This is a genomic window from Pseudomonadota bacterium (assembly GCA_022361155.1).
In the GTDB taxonomy this organism is placed as follows: domain Bacteria; phylum Myxococcota_A; class Polyangia; order Polyangiales; family JAKSBK01; genus JAKSBK01.
Window position 1 is genome coordinate 1 of the sequence record JAKSBK010000242.1, and the last position, 16,248, is coordinate 16,248.

Genomic DNA, 16,248 nt, shown 5'->3' on the forward strand with positions numbered 1-16,248 from the left:
CGCAATGCGCTGCAGCGACTCGGCCACGTTCTGCTCCGGAAACTTCCCGAGGTCCTCCGCGGCGATGGCGTCGACGATCGAACCAGCCTGACGCTTGACATCCATCGACCGTCTCAGGCTGCCCCGAATGCCCCGGACCATGATCTCCTCGGTCGCCGCCTCGTCCCCGGCAGGCGGCGCGGGCTCGCTCGGCCTGGCAGCACGTCCTTTGGCCAAAGCACGCTCCTCCGTGGCGTCTGTGTCGGTCTCCGGGCCCGTATCCTGCGCCGTCACCACCGCAGGCTGCACGATCGTCAGACAAGCCAAGCCGATCGACACCGTGAAGCAGGAGCTGGTCGGCAGTGGGGATACTTCGAGCAGGAACAACATAGCCAGCGGTGGTCAGAACCGGCGAAATGGATGAGTTATTCTTCCGCGGGCCCCAGAGTCGTGGTCGCGCCGGGCCCTTTCACGGCGCCCGTCATGCTTCATGCGTGCGGGGACTGCGTCGGGCAGCCAGCCAAGACAGCAGGCCGGCAACAGCGACGCCGGCGACGCCGCCGAGCACGTCGGCAACAACGTCTGCTACGTCCGCGAGCCGGCCAGGCACGAAGGCCTGGTGGATCTCATCGATCAGGCCCCAGATTGCAGTCGCCGTCCACGAGAGCAACAGCAGGCGGACGCGCGAGACAAGCGGCCACGTGCGAAGGGCGCCCCGAACCACGAGCGCGCCCAGCACGGCATACTCCACGAAATGGACGCCTTTGTCGCGCCAGGGGACGCGGTCCAGCGGCACCTGAAGGTGCGGCAGCGACGAGGCGATCCAGATGGCAACGGTATAGAGGAGGGCCGGACCCCAAGCCAGGGCAAGCCGCAGCGGCTGACGTTGCGCCACAACGTCGGAACGGGTCACGCGCTAAACACCGGTAGGTGCAGGGAGCCACCCCGGCGAGTTGCGTCGTGGCGGCGCGCCCGCGCTGCGGCCTGCCGCAACCCCTCGCGGGCATCGCAGGCCATGGCCGAAACGGAGTGACGGTGCGCCTGGCAGATCTCCACCTCGAGGAGGCGCCCGACGAGCCCGCCCGAGGGGGCCTGGACGGCCACATGCACGATCTCGTGACGATGGCTGCGGCCCTTGAAACGAGTGGAATCCCCGCGACCAGGGCCCTCGATCAGGACCTGCGTGCGCGTGCCCACCAGCGAGCGCAAGTGGGCCTGTTGCTGCTTTTCCACCAGCGCGAGCACGCGCTGCAGCCGCTCGTCCTTGACCGCCTCGGGGACGTCATCCGCCAGGGCGAGGGCCGAAGTGTGCGGGCGTGGCGAGTACTTGAAGGCGAACGCCGAAACGAAACCGACTTCACGCACAAGCGACAGTGTTTGTTGGAAGTCCTGCTCCGTTTCGCCGGGAAAACCGACGATGACATCTGTCGAGAGGGTGAACCCCGACCGGGCCGCGCATAGCGCTCGAGCGCGCTCGATGAACGTGTCCCGTCGATACCGGCGTATCATGCGCTTGAGCACGCGGTCGGATCCCGACTGTACGGGCAGATGTACGTGCCAAGGGAGCACGTCGAGCGTAGCATGCGCCTCGATCAGCGAGGAAGTCAGGTGGCGGGGATGGGGCGACGTGTAGCGCAGGCGCAACAGCTCAGGCACCTCGTGCGCGATTCGCCGAAGCAGCTCGGCGAACTGCGAGCTACCCCTCCGCCGGACCGTCCCCGGCTCGAACCACGAATTGACGGTTTGCCCCAGCAGCACGATCTCGCGTACCCCAGCTGCAACGAGCGCGCGCACCTCCGCCACGATGTCTCGCGCGGGCCGGTAGCGTTCGGAACCGCGCGTGTAAGGCACGATGCAGAAACTGCAGCGCTCGTCGCAACCCTTCATCACGGTAACGAAAGCACTGGCCCCCGCACGCAGGCCATCCGTAGGCGCGCACAGGAACTGCGGCGCCGCCAGGTCGAGCTCGGTCCGCACTTGCGGGCCAGCGCCGCGCCGGGCTGCGTCCAGCAGACCGGGAAGCTCTGCAATGTTGTCAGGGCCGATCAGCACGTCCACCAACGGCACGCGCCGGAGCAAGGCCCGGCCGGCGTGCTGCGCCATGCAGCCCGCCACGGCGATCACCAGATCGGGGCGTTGCTCCTTGAGGAGGCGCAGGGCGCCCACGAGGCTCACGAGCTTGTGCTCGGCCTTCTCTCGCACCGAGCAGCTATTGATAACCAGCGCGTCGGCCAGCGTGGGTTCGTCGGTAATCGAGTAGCCATGCCGGCTCAGCACGTCCGCGATTCGGTCCGAATCGTGGACATTCATCTGACAGCCGAAGGTCTGAAGCACGTATCTCTTCATCTGCAGCGGAGCCCTCACCACGCCGGCGACAAGCCAGTGTACCTTGGGGCGGAGTCGCGCAACCACGGTTCCGTCCCATGGCTGCCAGTGCCGCCCGTGGCGCGCGTTGCCGCCCGCATTAGCAACTCACTGACACTATGTCGATGCTTCGCGACTGCCAGCCCATTCGGCGCAGGTGCCCGGCCTGTGTCCTGGTGCTGAGCGCGCTATGCATGGGGTTCGAGTGGCCGGGCGCGATATCGACCCTGGCGACCCAACTCCGCTCGGAGGATATCGAGCAGCGCCGGATGGCCGTCCAGCTACTGTCGCAGTACCACGGTAGCGAGCGACTGCCCGACCTTCTCGGCACTGCGCTAGCCGACGCGGACCTTGGCGTGCGCCTTCAAGCAGCCCGCACCGCGGGTCACCTCCGAATTCGGCAGCTGGCACCGACCCTGCGTGACTGGCTCAAGGTCAGCGAACCTCGAAGCAGGCTGGAAGCTTCCAGGGCCCTGTTTCGCATGGGGCAACCGGGTTCCCTGTCCAGTATGATACGAATCCTTCATGATGCGGACGAACGCATGCGCATGGCCGCGGTCGCTGCGCTGGCCGAAACCAAGCGGGCTTCGGTGGTGATCCCTCTGCTGGGCAAGTTGAACGACCCCGCGCCGGCCGTGAGGGCGTCCGTTGCTCGGCACCTCGGCGAGCTGGGGGACCGACGTGCTGTAGTCGCCCTTGCAGCCAGCGCCGCCGACCACAACGCACAGGTGCGAACCAGCGCCTACAGGGCGCTAGGCAAGCTCGCTGACCCGCGCGCCGTGCCCAACCTGGCCATGGGCAGTCGAGACCGGGTAACCGAGGTTGCCCTCGCGGCTATAGCGGCACTCGGCGCTGTTGCCAGCTCGGAAGAGCATGGCTCAGGATCGACGCATTGCCAAGGAAAGTATCGCCAGCGAATCTATTCACAACTCCGGTTGTTGCTCGAACCGGAGTCACTTCAGCCCGGATCGGCAACTGCAGCCGCAGCAGGGTCCGCACCCCGGTGGCTCCCCCTGGATCGCGCGGGCGCAGAGACCAGCGTTGTACCCCGGCGACCCGGGTTGAGCTTGCCGCAACCCGGGTCAGGGGAGACACGCGCCGCACTCCTGGCCAACTTGATTCAACCCAACTTGATTCAACCCGGGTCGAGCAGGAGGCAACCCGGGTCGAGCGGGAAGGAACGGGGGTTCGGCTCCCCACACTGGTACTTGGCTCAACCCGGGTTGGGCGGGAGCGGGAGCGGCCGGGGGTCGGCCGCCAGGAGCCTGCGCGAGGCAGGATGCCAGAGCGATACGCTCGCGTTGCACAGCAGGATCGTGGCAGCGCTGAAGGGAGTGCTGCCAGGCTCTGACCCCCGTATCGGACAGGCTGCGCTTGCGGCCATGGGCAGTGTCGCGGGCGATGAGGCTTTGGGGCTGTTGCTCGCGCACCTTGGCGATCCCCGTTTGGGGGCTGCGGCCGCTGAAGCGGTTGTCCAGCGCGTCTGGGGCCTGCAGGCGTTGGGTCGAGGAGCCGACGTGGAGCGTATCGTTCGTGCGCTGGGTGAGGCGGCCTTAGACGCGGCACGGGCCGGGCAAGCCGCCGCCTCAGCCGCGGCGGCTCGCTGCCTGCTGCGTATCTCGAACGTCACACGCACGCATGCGTCCGCGGACTCGCTCGAGCGTGCGCTCGCCAAGGCCGTCACCCCAGGCCGGGAATTGCTCCAGGCCCTTGCCGTGACCGGTGCTCCGCAGGCATCGAGGGTGCTGGCGCGCAAGCTGAACGACCTGCAGCCGGATGAATTGGCGGCCCTGATCGAAGCCCTCGAGCTGTACTTCGAGCGGGCCGGACACGACGAGGGGCTCACCCCACCTTTGCTCGAAGCGCTCGAACGGGCTCCGATCGAGCACCAAGGCAAGCTGGCTTCTCTGCTGGGGCTCGCACGGGGCCAGGCTGCGGCCGATCCCCTGACGGGACTGCTTTCGAGCAGCGACGACTCGGTGCGGCTCTCCGCAATCTTGGGCCTGGGCAGGCTGGCCGGAAACCGAGCCAGTACGGCAGCGCTTGCCGAGCTGCTGGCTGTGCCCCGAGCGTCCGCGCGCTCGGCCGCCGCACGTGCGCTCGCGAACTCGGCACCGGCCGAGCTAATCGAACCGCTAACCCACCGCCTTGCCCGTTCCCTGCGGCAGGAAGCGAACTTGCCGCTGCGGCGGCCGGCGCAGGGCGAGCCTGCAGTGATCTCACGAGCGCTGATCACGGCACTGGCCGGAACGCTGCGCCGTCATGGCGTCACACTCGATCGGAGCACTGCGAATCGGACGCACACACTGCTGGAAGCGATCGCTCGCGGCTCGGACTCCCATCTCGCCGCAGCTGCGATCGAAGCGCTGGCACAATGGCGGGTTCCGCAGGCTGCCAGATCCCTTGGTGGGCTGCTCGATCATCCTTCCTCCCACAGGCGTGCAAGCGCCACCTATGCGCTCGGCCGCTTCGGGACCCCTGACGCGCTGCAGGCGCTGCGCTTCGTCCTGGCCAACGACGGTACCGCTGCGGCTGCAGCCGCGGCTGCAGCGCTTGGCCAGCACGGCAATGGAAACGATGCGCGCCACCTGCTACGCGTAATCGACCGTGGCGCCTGGCCGGCCAACGCGGCGGCAGCCTTCGCCGTTGCCCGCATGATGGCGAAGGGCGTTCGGACGCCCCCAAGCTTCAAGACCCATCTGTGCGCTCTCACCCGCAAGCGCGAACCGTACGTGACGGCGAACTTGCTTGTCGCACTCGCGGCGCTAGGCGCCGGCTCCTGCGGACCTGAGCGCGGACCCGAGTACTGGCTCGCCACGGGGCACAGCCACCTCGTGCGGGCCGCGGCCAGTCGTTGGATCCAGGCGCTGTTGCGCGATCCGCAAACTGCAGCGTCTCGGCGAGTCCATCTGGCTCGTGCACTACTCGCGTGCAGCCGCAAGGTGGTGCAGCCCTACTTGGCCAGGCTTTGTGCCAGCCCGGAAGCACCCGCCGGGGACCAGGAGCTCTATGCACACGCGTACGCCGCCGACAGCGAGCGGCTGCTTCGAAACCGTCTTGTTGCCGTACAGCTGTGGGACGCATCCGTGCTCGTGGCTCGCACCAACGCCAACGGCAGCCTGCGACTGGATTCTGTACCGGACGGCCCCTTGCGGCTCGAGGACCCGAGCAGCGTAGAACTGAACCGATTCACAGATCGCTGACCAGGACTTCGTTGCGGGTCAACGGCAGCGTGGAGCCAGGTCGCTGCAGCTGCAATGCGGGTCGTTGCGGGCACAGGGGTTGCCGTCGGGGTTGAGGCAGCTGGCTCCCATGTGACAATCCGCATCGGAATTGCACTCCAGCAAGCAGAGTTTAGGGCTCGGTTCGGAAGAAAGCTGCACGCAGCCGTACCCTGCGAGGCAGTCGCTGGGATCGGCACACGTCTTTAGGCAGATGGTCCCGATCGGCTCGTTATCCCTATTGGCCCGCACGACGCACAGGCCATCGCTCTCGGGGCAGACAGGCCTGTCCGCTGCCAGGCCTGGCAGGATGCCATCGATCGAGTTGCCTGACGCGCAGTCGATGACCGCGCAATAGCCGCTCTGAGCCACGCGCGGCGAGCGGAACCAGCACACGCCCAAGCCGTAGGGCGAGTAGCACTCGGAGTCCTGTGTGCAAGGAGCGCCGATGTTTGGGGCTTGCACGTCGTTGTAGTTGGCGGGTTGGCAGCTCCCATGGCGAGCCGCGAGCAAGGGCATCGACGGGTCACCCGCCGCCGTCCAGCGGCACGCCTCGGAGGCGGCACAGCCCTGGCCGTGGCCGCCCACCCCCAGCTGCAGGCTCATGGCCTCGGCGCCCAGGGTGCACTCCTTGAGACAGATACCGGCGGGGTGCAAGCGCTGATCGCAGATCTCGCCCGGCGCGCACGCAAGCCCTAGCTCCTCGTGGCAGCCGCCGGACACGCAGCGGCCTTGACCCTCGCGATCCACCATGCACAGCGAGTAGGGCGCGCACTCCGAGTCCGCTTGACAGGGATCGCCCGGCTTGGCCATGGGTGTGGAGCACAGTCCGGTTGCAGAGTCGCAAATCGACGGCAGGCTGGGGTCGAGCACGAGCTCGGCCCGGCCGTCCCGATCCAGATCCCTGCCCGTAATCTTGCACGCGTTCGAGCCTTGGGTACAGGCGTTCAAGCACACGCCGTAGATCGAGCACGCGTAGCCTTCGGGACATCCGCCACGCCCTGTCAGAGAGGGGGTGCAGACGGGACGGCACCGGCTGTCGCGTGTTCCAAGGGGCTCGGACCCCAGCAGGAAGAGGTTGGTGCACACCGCACAGGGCCCGCATGCGTCGCTGTTGTCAGGATTGCACTCTTGCGTACACAACCCCCCCTGAAACACGGGGAACTCGAATCCGGTCTCGGCGGGTACCGGCTCACCACACGCCGGGATCATCGGCCCCGCGTCGGGCGCCATGGCGTCCACGCCGGCGGCGTCCGGCACCCCCCCGTCGCCGCCCATCCCGGGAGGCGCTCCGCCCAAGTCGATCACGCCTGTGGTGAGCCTTGTAAACGGCTCGCAGCTCAATCTGTTGGCGCAAGTACCACTGCAGCGGCCACCCACGGTGACGCCCCGAACAACCTCGCAAGACGCGGCGGACGAATCCGACATGCCCGCGTCCTGCTGAACGGTAGCGCCGTCCGAACCCATGCCGGCGTCCGTCGACGCGTCCACAAGTCCAGCCCCCGAGTCGCCCGGCGCGCCGCCGGTTTCGTCATCGCCGCAGCTGCAGCCCACACACGCGAGCGCGACTGTCAACACGCAGCTCGATCCAAGCAGGTATGGACGCGCCGATTTGGGCGCGTTCCGCGGCCACTTGTTCAGGGTGTCTTCGTCGCGCAAGTGCATGCGATTACGCTCCAAGCCAGGCTGCGCCTGGGTGTAAGGTGGATTGGAGGCGCATCGTCAGGAGCGCGCGCCCCGAGCCGAGCGTACCAGAAACGCTGTTCGTGCGCGTACACTCGCCGCATTGGCGAAAAAATTCGCTTGGACCTGGCGCGCGCGAGCAACGCGGCCGATCCGGGTCGACCGCTGCGCTCGCTTCAAGCCATCGGAAACTCGCGATTGAGGGCTATTTGCTATTGCCCCCGCCCTCCGCCGAGCCGTCGGCAGCGTCCGAGGCGTCCGAAGCGTCCATGGAGGCATCCCCTGCGTCAGGACCCAGAGTGCCCGCGACACCCACGGAGCCGGCACGGCCACCCACGCCGATGCCGCCCATGCCCCCCACGCCGATGCCACCCGTGCCAATACCGCCGGCGCCACCGGGACCGACGCCACCACCGACACCGCCACCGGGATTGACGCCGCCGCCCGCTCCGCCTTGAACGCCCGCTCCGCCTCCGCCTCGCGTGCCGCTGCTACCGCGGGTCCCAGAACGGCCACCGATACGCGTACCCCCATCGCCGCTGCTGCAGCCCGTCGCGCTAAACCCAAAGGTGGAACAAACCAAGCTCGCTACCAAGATCGCTTGGCAGACCGTTTTAAGGTTACTCATCCTGTCTCCTGCCGGGTACCAAATCCAGATGCTCGTTCTCTTTATGCACTTGCCTAGCCGTACGGATGTCTCTGCCCGATCAGCATATGAGCCTAGCCGACATGGAGCCGAGACTTTCCGATGTGCTTGATTGACCTGCTATCCCTCGATCCGCGGCCCTTGCGGCTGTTCCAAAAGAGGCTGTGGCTGTTCCACAGAGCGCCGCACCACACCAGCACCACGGTGGAGCCAGCGCTGCGACATCGGTCCTGCGTGACGGGCTTGCGGAGATTACCACTTCGCGACCGGTCGTATAGCCCCATCTCGGCCAATTGTCGAAGTCGCCGGCCGAAGTCCGCGCTTTTTTAGCGCAAGCCTTGAACCATCAGGCGCAGGCGGCCGCTCACGACCGCGGCAGATGCGCAGCCGGCGTTCCACTGTATTAACCTCTCGCGGCTCGGACCACGGACAGAGCAAGCCGAAATCATTGAAAAACCTCCCCTACTTTTTGCACCAATATGTAGCCAGCTGTAGCTAGTGCGCCCTGCCGGCCCGCTCGCGGCGCATCAGATACTGCGAAGCGGCTGCCTTGATCTGGGCCGCAACGTTCCTGCTCTTGGTCAGCGCCTTGAGATCGCTCAGGCGCATGTGGCTCAGGAATCGCAACGATAGCCCCACGGGTGTCTTGGGATTGAACACGAGGGCGCGCTTCAGCTCGCCGTTGCGGAGCCAGTCTCGCTTGTTGGCGATGTAGCGCAGCAGCGATTCGTCCACCGCGCGGCTATGGGCCACCTCCAGGGCCTCCTTCACGGTGAACTTGGGGGAGCTCAACGCGGACATGGCCACCTGCTTGTTGCAGTCCCGCACCAATAACGCCCGAGCCGCCGCGTTGCCGACGAACGACAGGCGCAGCTTTTCCGTCAGCGACATCTGCGCGATGCGCATGGCCAGCGGTTGGTATTTCTGCTTGAGCGACTCGCTGCCGTCCACCCGGTCCCGTTCGATGGCTTCGGGGTCATCGTCGTCCTGCTGCAGGGACTCCTGAAACGCGACGTCCGTGGGAAGCGGCTCTTCGCTAGGCTCGGGTATCAGCTGCCCCTGAACGGCTTGCGCCGCCTGTTCGAACATGGGGATGCCGCGGAGCTCGAGGCCATTGCGAACGGCGAGCTCCAGCAATCGGTCGGCAGTCGACATGCGCGTGGCTGGGTTCTTGTACAGCGCCTCGACAATACGTGGCGCTCCCAGCAGCCGTTGCTCGTTGGTGGCGATGCGCTCGGACACATGCTCGCCGCCCAAAGCAGCGATGCGCTCGAGGGTGGAATCCAAGACCGCTGGATTGCCTACGACGCGCATCAGGACGGGCTCGCTGTGCGCAAGAAACAGGGCCAGAGCGTCCAGGACGGCGGGATGAAGCTCGGCCTCGCAGGCGCTCCACAGTATACTGTCGGGCAGCCTCGCAAGTGACTCTCTGGCCGCCTGCCGTACCTCGTCGTCCGGATCGGCGCTCAGCTGCACGACAAGGGTCACCTGGTCGCTGCCCCTGACCGGCACCAGACCCTTGGCAGCCATGAGGCGGATCTTTGCCGGGGTCGTTGCCTTGCAAAAACGGCGCAACGAACCCGGAAGCTGTGCTTCCGGCAAGGGCAGACTCTGCTCAGACGCGTTTACCATGCTGCGTGGCGCGCTACGTTTGGTGCTCTAAGCTGTAACGAACGGCCGTCCTGGTAGTTGAGGAGTCGCGATCCGCGGTGGGCCCTGCTAAGGGCCCGCGAAAGAACAACTCATGCGTTTCGCCGGTTCCGACCACCGCTGGCTGTGTTGCTCCCGCCGAGCACGCCGCGGCAGCTGTGTGCTGTTGCTTGGCTTGTGGTTGTGTGCCGCCTGTCAGGGAGAAACAGCGCAGTTTTCCCTGCCGCCCTTGCCTGCGAACCCAAAACCCGACGGGGGCTCCGTACCCATCCCACCTGGAGCCACACTCTGCTCGGTCTCCGCCGACTGCAAGGACGATGTGCAATGCACGCGCGACCTGTGTGTCAGGCCAGGCTACTGCGTCCACCTCAGCGACCGGACCCACTGCGACGATGGTGTTTACTGTAACGGGAGCGAGTATTGCGATCCTGTCAAGGACTGCCAGGCGGCCCAGGTACGCAGCTGCGACGACCACGACGTGTGTACGATCGACAGCTGCGACGAAGCGAACGCAACCTGCGTGCACGCACCACGGGATCAGGACGGTGATGGGGAGACCGACTGGCACTGCCCCGGTGGCACAGACTGCGACGATCGCGATCCAAGGCGCGGGGCGCGGATCGATGAGATCTGCCGCGACACGGTGGACAACGACTGCGACGGCAAGATCGACGAAGTGGCGGCGTGCGGCGGCGTGCCGCACGATAGCTGCGAAGACGCGCGGGTCATCGACGCGAACGGCGTCTTCAGTGTGGCCCTTCGCGGTGCTCGATCGGACTACACCCTGTCCTGCACGGAAGTGGCTCTCTCCGCTCCTGACGTCGTGCTGGCACTGACGCTGGAGGCCGAACACGACCTCGCTGTCACGGCTCGAGGCCTCAAAGCCGACGGAGACCCCACTGCGGTGGCGATCGAGCTTCGATCGAGGTGCAGCGACACCGTGCCGGAGATCGAGTGCCGAGCCGGGGCGCAGGCCCAGCTGCGCACACGGGCGTTGGCGGCGGGCAGGTACTTCGTGCTGCTGGCAAGCCAACACGCCCAAGAGGTGGTCGTGGATGTGCGTCTCTCGGCTCCGAGCGCTGCCGCCCCCAACGCTACCTGCGGGACGGCAAGCCTGCTCGGTGTGGGTGAGCGAGTGCGCGGCGACTTCGTGGATGTGAGCGACGATTACGAGCTCGAGTGCGGTTTCGCTGGAGCCTCGGATCTCGCCTACGGATTCCACCTCGATCAGAAGCAGAACGTGAACGTGAGCCTGTTCAGCGCGGGCAAGGAGCAGATGGCGTTTGCCGTGCGCCGGAGGTGCGGCGACTCGGCCACTACGCTGCGTTGCGTGCGCGGGGCACCCGCGCTGGGCAAGTTGTATTCCCTCGAGCCGGGCGAGTACGCCCTGATCGTCGAAGGCCCCGCCTATCGCGAAGTAGACTTCACGCTGGATCTGACTTCTGAGCAGGCAACCGCTGTACCGGATGCAGACAGCTGCGCGACGGCGAGCCCGGTCGAGCCGGATGCGCAGCCCACGCTGGGCACACTCGTGGGGGCTCAGGATTTCGTCACCACCTCGTGCGGACTGCACTATCCCGACGCGGTCTACACCCTCGAGCTGCTCGAGAAATCGGACTTGGCGCTCGAGCTGAAAGGCGCACGGGGAACCTTCACGATGGCCTTCAGCACGCAATGCGACGCCCGGTCCGAGCTCCTGTGCCTGAAGGGAAACGATATCCGCAAGCGCCTGCGCGGCGTCGCAGCGGGGAATTACTACCTGGTGGTCGAGGCCCCGCTGACCACGGATTTCGCGCTCGAGGCGGAGACTCACCCTCCGACGTCGCCACTTTTTGTCAGGAGCAACGACAATTGCGCAGTCGCATTCGGCATCCCCAGCGAGGGAGGCGTTTTCCGCGGCGATACCAGGGCTCTGTTAGGCGATTACGAGGCCCGATGCGGCGGGCTTGGCTCAAGAGACGCCGCATTCGTGATCGAGCTACAAAGGGAAATGCGTGTGCGCGCCGAGCTCGAATCCGATTCTACGAGTTTCGATACGGTGCTCTATCGATTCTTCGACGCCGGCCGGATCGGCGCCGCCGCCTGCCAGTCGCAGAAAGAACAGGCGTGCAACCATCACGGCATGGGAGGGCGTCGCGCAAGCGCGCTCGACGAGCTGCTGCCGCCGGGCACCCACTTCTTTATCGTGGACGGCTTCGGCTCGAACAGCGCCGGCCCCTACACCTTGGACGTGGACGTAACAGACCCTAGTCCTTAGTCAGCCAACCGGAAACGGAAGCTTCCGGCTCGAGCCAACCTCGCGGAGGCAGCGCGGCAGCACCCTGACGCACGGCGAAGAAGAGTACGGCGGCCTGGCCCTTGCGACCGACGCTCCCCAACCTGGCACGAGCGCCGACCTCGTCTCCCACTTCGACGCCAACATGGCGCAGGCCCCCGTACACCGTGTACAGCCCTTCGCCGTGATCGAGGATGATGAGTCGCCCGTAGCCCGCGTAAACGTCCGAAAACGCGACGCTACCCGACGCTGCAGCAAGCACGTCGGCCCCTCCCGGTGCAAGAAACTCGAGGCCAGGCCCCTCGCTGTCCGGGCGCGACGCATCGCGAATACGTGCCGGAGTCTTCACGGGCATTGCCAGCATCCCGAAGAGCGGGTGCCGATGCCGAGCTCCGAACGTGCGGCCCCCGCTCGACACAGCAGAGTGCGCGGCAGCGCCCGATACAGCAAAGCGCGAGGCCCTAGACCCAGGAGCCCGCCCGCTTGGTCGCGCTGTCAGCTCGGGTGGAGCCGCTCGCCCATGGGCACGGCGTCGCTGCTGCAGCACCCCGGAAGCGATGCCCTCATGACTTCGGCCAAGCGCCTCCCGGCTGCGCACCAACGCCCGCCGCTGGGTCTGCAGCGAGGTCAACCCGGCGAGGTCCGCTTGCACCACCCGCCTGAGGCGCTCGAGCCTGGACGTGTGTCCCAGCATGGCCGCGACGCCCCCGGCCATCGGCAGCATCCCGGCCCGATCCAGGCGCGACAGCGTGCGGGCGTTGCTCCGGAGCCGCCGTTCGCCCACAGCGATGCTGGTCTCGACCGTGTCGAGCTCGTCCTCGAGCTCGTCGAGCCGATCAGCGATAGCGTGCAGCTGACCGTTCCAGGGCGCGTCGAGTGACGCCAGGGCCTGCCCCTGCGCGACCTTGCCACCCCAGAAGGCCATCAGCCCGGCGGCCACGACCTGCAGGCTCACGCGACTCCGAAGGCGCCGGGTCAAACCACTCCTGCCGGATCGGCTTCGAGCCGGCCGGCCGGCAGCGCACAGCGCCGGGCGAATGCTCCCCCCGCTGGAAGGCACAACCTCGCCGGGCGGGATGGAAAGGCCGGGCGGGATGGAAAGGCAAGAGATAATCATCAGACCGCCAAGTACTGCCGCAGCGCCAAAACGCTCCCCAGCGTACCTGCGATGAGACCCCCAAGCACGAGCCCGACAAGCACCCGGAGGTCGACGAAAGCCAGCTGGATACCAACCAGCGGGCCCATGATCGCGTCGATGGCATCGTGGAACACGAGATAGCCGCCGAGCAGCGCAAGAATGGCGAGCACTGCCGCCGCCGCGCCCTGCATCGCACCTTCCATCACGAAGGGCTGGCGTACAAACCTGTCGCTGGCACCACAAAGCTTGAGCACCTCGATCTCCTGACGACGACTGGAGACTGCGAGGCGTATCGTATTGCTTACAACCGCCAGCACGCACAGGGCGACCACCAGCGCCACGATCCCGGACACCGTGCGCCCCGCCTGCAACAGCGACGTCAGCTTCCCGAACCAACCGTCGTAGGTCTCGATCTCGTCAACCATCGCGAGATCGCCCACGCGCTCGACCAACTGAGCGGCGCGGGCGGCCGCGTGCTCGCCGTTCAGGCGCAGCTCGAGAAAAGCGGGGAACGCTGCAGGCGATATACCCGAAAGCGCCTCGCCGAAGCCAAACTGCCGGCCGAACTCTTCGCGCGCCTCACGCGTACCTACCTGCCGCACCTCTCGCACCTCGGGCAGCGCCTCGAGTGAGGCCCGCAGCTGGGCCACACCCTGCTCGCTCGCGTCCGGCTTGAGGTAGAAGACGATGTGTCGTTGCTGGCCAAAGTGCTCCGCGACTCGGGTCAGATTGCCCATGGCAAGCAGCGTTCCGCCGAGACACAGAAACGCTACTGCGAGACTGGAGACTGCGGCGAAATGGAGTCTCAGATCCTGCCTGAAGCCCCTGCTAGCTCGCAACAATGCCGTCTTGAATCCCATCGCTCACCTGTGGCTGCGCTACGCGCCGAGCTCCTGCTGCTGGGTCGCGATACCGGAATGGGCCGTCACACCAGGTGGCGGCTTCGGATCGTGCTCGATCTCTACGTCCACTTGCTCATCCAGAGGCCGCTCGACCTCCAAACCGGACTGCTGTGCTGCCGACGCCGAGCGCAGCCCGAAACGCGCTTCGATAACGCGACCCTGGTCCAGGACCATCGTGCGGTGCGGTGACGCTTGCATGAGCGAATGATCGTGCGTCGCGAAAATGACGGTCGCGCCCGCTTGGTTGATTTCTTCCAGCAGAGTCAAGATGTCGATCGCGAGCTGCGGGTCCAGGTTGCCGGTAGGCTCGTCCGCCAGGATCAGGGCGGGCTCCGTGACGATCGCTCTCGCCACCGCGACCCGTTGCTGCTCGCCTCCCGACAGGTTCGCCGTGGGCTCGTCGCCTCGGCCCGCCAGCCCGACACGCTCCAGGGCCTCGCTAACGCGCGCGCGAACGATGCGAGGGGGCATCGAGATGATTTCGAGGCAGATGGCCACGTTCTCGAACACGCTCCAGTGAGGAATCACCTTGAAGTCTTGGAAGACAACGCCCAAGTTGCGCCGCAAGAAGGGCACCGACCGCTCGCACAGACGCGATATGTCGCGGGAACAGAAGAGGATTCGGCCGGCATCGACCATCTGGCCCCGATATATCAGCTGCAGCAACGTGCTTTTGCCGGCGCCGCTCGGGCCGGTGACGAACACGAACTCCCCGCGTTCGACGCGCAGGTTCACACCCCGAAGCGTCGGGATATCCCGCCGATGGTACTTGTAGACGTCCTCCATCACGAGCACGGCCCTTCCGCCGCCACTTCCGCCGCCTCCGCCGCGAAAGAAACCAAAGGGTCTGCGTACAACCGCGCTGTCGTTGAGATTGCTGGGGCCGGCCATGTCCCCTCGTTATCAGGTCGGCGAAACCAGGGCAAAAAATCCGCGCCCGAACCCCTTGCTAGCGTGCGCCCCGCTTGAGCTCTTGCAGCACCAGCTTCGCCACCGCCTTGAGTGTGTCGAAAACCCCGGGCCCCTCACTCGCGATCGATTCGAACTCGGGCACACCGCTTGGGTTGAGCACACTGCGCAGCTCTTCAACCGGCGCGATACCCGGCATGTCTCGCTTGTTGTACTGCACCACGTAGGGCACCTTGTCGAGCGAGTAACCCTGCTCGGCTAGGTTGGTGCGCAGATTGTCGAGCGACTCCATATTGGCCTCCATACGGGCGATCTGCGAGTCCGCCACGAACACGACCCCATCGACTCCCTTCAGAATCAGTTTGCGGCTCGCGTCGTAGAAGACTTGACCTGGCACCGTATAGAGGTGAAACCTGGTCTTGAAACCTCGAATTTCACCGAGTGCGAGCGGCAAGAAGTCGAAAAACAATGTGCGCTCGGTCTCGGTCGCAAGCGAGATCATCTTGCCCTTTGCTTCAGGACTGGTCTTGGCGTAGATGTGCTGCAGGTTGGTCGTCTTACCGCAAAGACCAGGTCCGTAGTAGACGATCTTGCAATTGATCTCACGCGACAAATAGTTGATGAAAGACATGGGGAGCCAGCGCCTCCGAAGGGGAACGTAACGGTCGTCTCCGGTTACCCGCTAGAGCGCCGATCGGTTTGAATACCTCGAGAAATCCAAGCATTTCGTTCTAGACCCGAGCGCCCCGGCAGCCCCAGGACCAGGCGTAGCAGCGCTACACCGCAGCGGCGAGGCAGGAGATAGGCCGGGGCTGGGGGGAAAGGCACAGGATTGCATAGAACTCAAACCGGTGGGCGCTCTAATCGTTGAACAGGTTATCGATGTCGTCGTCTGTGATCTCAGCGAACGGTGCCTGGCCGGGTTCCTGGACCTTCTGCATCAGCTCATCGAAGATTCTATTGAGCAGCTCGCTTGCCTTCTTGACTCTCAACCGGACCAATCCGAGGCTGGTCTTGTTATCAAAGATAACGACCAAAATCACCCTATTGCCCACGAGTTGGATGTGGATATTGGCGTTCTCCCCCTCGTGGAATTGAGTTGTGAACTCATTCTCACGCAGCAGCTTCGCCATGCCGCCGGTCGCCGCGATGTTGCCAGCGGTCAGCGACGCCAAGGAAGTGGTGTCCACGTGCTCGGTTTCGCCTGCAGCTGCGATCAGCTGACCGTTCTTGTCGATGGTGAATACGACGCGCGCGTTCGATGCCCTGAGCAAGTCTTCCACGATCGCTTGGATCTGGTGGAACTCCTGTTCGTACATCACCATCTGCGGGGTGCCCATCGATTCCTCCGCGCGCAGCATCCGGGTGGCGCAGTCTCCGTATTCACGCGCACTGTGTTCATGCGCACTGTGTTCATGCGCACTGTGTTCATGCGCACTGTGTTCATGCGCACTGTGTTCATGCGCACTGTGTTCATGCGC

At 65.6% G+C, this 16,248-nt stretch carries 13 protein-coding genes; 2 read left to right on the top strand and 11 right to left on the bottom strand.

Annotated features, from left to right (window positions below; all coding sequences use genetic code 11):
* From MJD61_09095 to miaB, 3 genes are all read right to left on the bottom strand, one after another.
* A partial coding sequence (locus MJD61_09095) for a hypothetical protein (protein ID MCG8555425.1) occupies positions 1-369 on the bottom strand: 369 nt, incomplete at its 3' end.
* A gap of 91 nt (positions 370-460) precedes the next feature.
* Complete coding sequence (locus tag MJD61_09100) at positions 461-892, bottom strand: VanZ family protein (protein ID MCG8555426.1); 432 nt, start codon at positions 890-892, stop codon at positions 461-463.
* Positions 889-2,391: a tRNA (N6-isopentenyl adenosine(37)-C2)-methylthiotransferase MiaB gene (miaB, locus tag MJD61_09105; protein ID MCG8555427.1), complete on the bottom strand. Its 1,503-nt coding sequence runs from the start codon at positions 2,389-2,391 to the stop codon at positions 889-891. Before miaB ends, MJD61_09100 begins: the two co-directional genes overlap by 4 nt.
* Before the next feature lie 71 nt (positions 2,392-2,462).
* On the opposite strand from miaB, the gene MJD61_09110 reads away from it, so the two are divergent.
* Entirely contained in the window at positions 2,463-5,546 is a 3,084-nt protein-coding gene (locus tag MJD61_09110; GenBank protein MCG8555428.1) for a HEAT repeat domain-containing protein, read from the top strand.
* A gap of 18 nt (positions 5,547-5,564) precedes the next feature.
* Here MJD61_09110 and MJD61_09115 read toward each other — a convergent pair whose 3' ends face one another.
* The 3 genes from MJD61_09115 to MJD61_09125 form a co-directional block, all read right to left on the bottom strand.
* Positions 5,565-7,229, bottom strand: coding sequence for a hypothetical protein (locus MJD61_09115; protein ID MCG8555429.1), 1,665 nt, complete (start codon positions 7,227-7,229; stop codon positions 5,565-5,567).
* Positions 7,230-7,452: 223 nt separating this feature from the next.
* Positions 7,453-7,875 (bottom strand): hypothetical protein, encoded by a 423-nt coding sequence (locus MJD61_09120; protein ID MCG8555430.1) that lies wholly within the window; start codon positions 7,873-7,875, stop codon positions 7,453-7,455.
* A gap of 513 nt (positions 7,876-8,388) precedes the next feature.
* Positions 8,389-9,525, bottom strand: a complete 1,137-nt coding sequence (locus tag MJD61_09125) for a hypothetical protein (protein ID MCG8555431.1) — start codon at positions 9,523-9,525, stop codon at positions 8,389-8,391.
* Between the two features lie 112 nt (positions 9,526-9,637).
* Here MJD61_09125 and MJD61_09130 point away from each other — a divergent pair, with 112 nt between their 5' ends.
* Entirely contained in the window at positions 9,638-11,800 is a 2,163-nt protein-coding gene (locus tag MJD61_09130) for a putative metal-binding motif-containing protein (protein MCG8555432.1), read from the top strand.
* Here MJD61_09130 and MJD61_09135 read toward each other — a convergent pair.
* The 5 genes from MJD61_09135 to MJD61_09155 form a co-directional block, all read right to left on the bottom strand.
* Entirely contained in the window at positions 11,790-12,773 is a 984-nt protein-coding gene (locus MJD61_09135; protein ID MCG8555433.1) for a M23 family metallopeptidase, read from the bottom strand. The two genes, MJD61_09130 and MJD61_09135, sit on opposite strands and share 11 nt — an antisense overlap.
* A gap of 161 nt (positions 12,774-12,934) precedes the next feature.
* Complete coding sequence (locus MJD61_09140; protein ID MCG8555434.1) at positions 12,935-13,816, bottom strand: permease-like cell division protein FtsX; 882 nt, start codon at positions 13,814-13,816, stop codon at positions 12,935-12,937.
* An 18-nt stretch (positions 13,817-13,834) separates the two neighbouring features.
* Entirely contained in the window at positions 13,835-14,749 is a 915-nt protein-coding gene (locus MJD61_09145; protein MCG8555435.1) for an ATP-binding cassette domain-containing protein, read from the bottom strand.
* Positions 14,750-14,807: 58 nt separating this feature from the next.
* The gene (locus MJD61_09150; GenBank protein MCG8555436.1) at positions 14,808-15,398 is read right to left on the bottom strand and encodes an ADP-ribosylation factor-like protein; all 591 of its coding nucleotides are present in this window, start codon (positions 15,396-15,398) and stop codon (positions 14,808-14,810) included.
* Positions 15,399-15,627: 229 nt separating this feature from the next.
* Complete coding sequence (locus MJD61_09155; protein ID MCG8555437.1) at positions 15,628-16,107, bottom strand: roadblock/LC7 domain-containing protein; 480 nt, start codon at positions 16,105-16,107, stop codon at positions 15,628-15,630.
* Positions 16,108-16,248: the final 141 nt, after the last annotated feature.

What these genes read in the sequence shown, in the direction of transcription:
- MJD61_09110 (MCG8555428.1), top strand. Translation starts at nt 2,463, where the DNA reads ATGTCGATGCTTCGCGACTGCCAGCCCATTCGGCGCAGGTGCCCGGCC.
- MJD61_09115 (MCG8555429.1), bottom strand. Translation starts at nt 7,229, where the DNA reads ATGCACTTGCGCGACGAAGACACCCTGAACAAGTGGCCGCGGAACGCG.
- MJD61_09120 (MCG8555430.1), bottom strand. Translation starts at nt 7,875, where the DNA reads ATGAGTAACCTTAAAACGGTCTGCCAAGCGATCTTGGTAGCGAGCTTG.
- MJD61_09125 (MCG8555431.1), bottom strand. Translation starts at nt 9,525, where the DNA reads ATGGTAAACGCGTCTGAGCAGAGTCTGCCCTTGCCGGAAGCACAGCTT.
- MJD61_09130 (MCG8555432.1), top strand. Translation starts at nt 9,638, where the DNA reads ATGCGTTTCGCCGGTTCCGACCACCGCTGGCTGTGTTGCTCCCGCCGA.
- MJD61_09140 (MCG8555434.1), bottom strand. Translation starts at nt 13,816, where the DNA reads ATGGGATTCAAGACGGCATTGTTGCGAGCTAGCAGGGGCTTCAGGCAG.
- MJD61_09145 (MCG8555435.1), bottom strand. Translation starts at nt 14,749, where the DNA reads ATGGCCGGCCCCAGCAATCTCAACGACAGCGCGGTTGTACGCAGACCC.
- MJD61_09150 (MCG8555436.1), bottom strand. Translation starts at nt 15,398, where the DNA reads ATGTCTTTCATCAACTATTTGTCGCGTGAGATCAATTGCAAGATCGTC.
- MJD61_09155 (MCG8555437.1), bottom strand. Translation starts at nt 16,107, where the DNA reads ATGGGCACCCCGCAGATGGTGATGTACGAACAGGAGTTCCACCAGATC.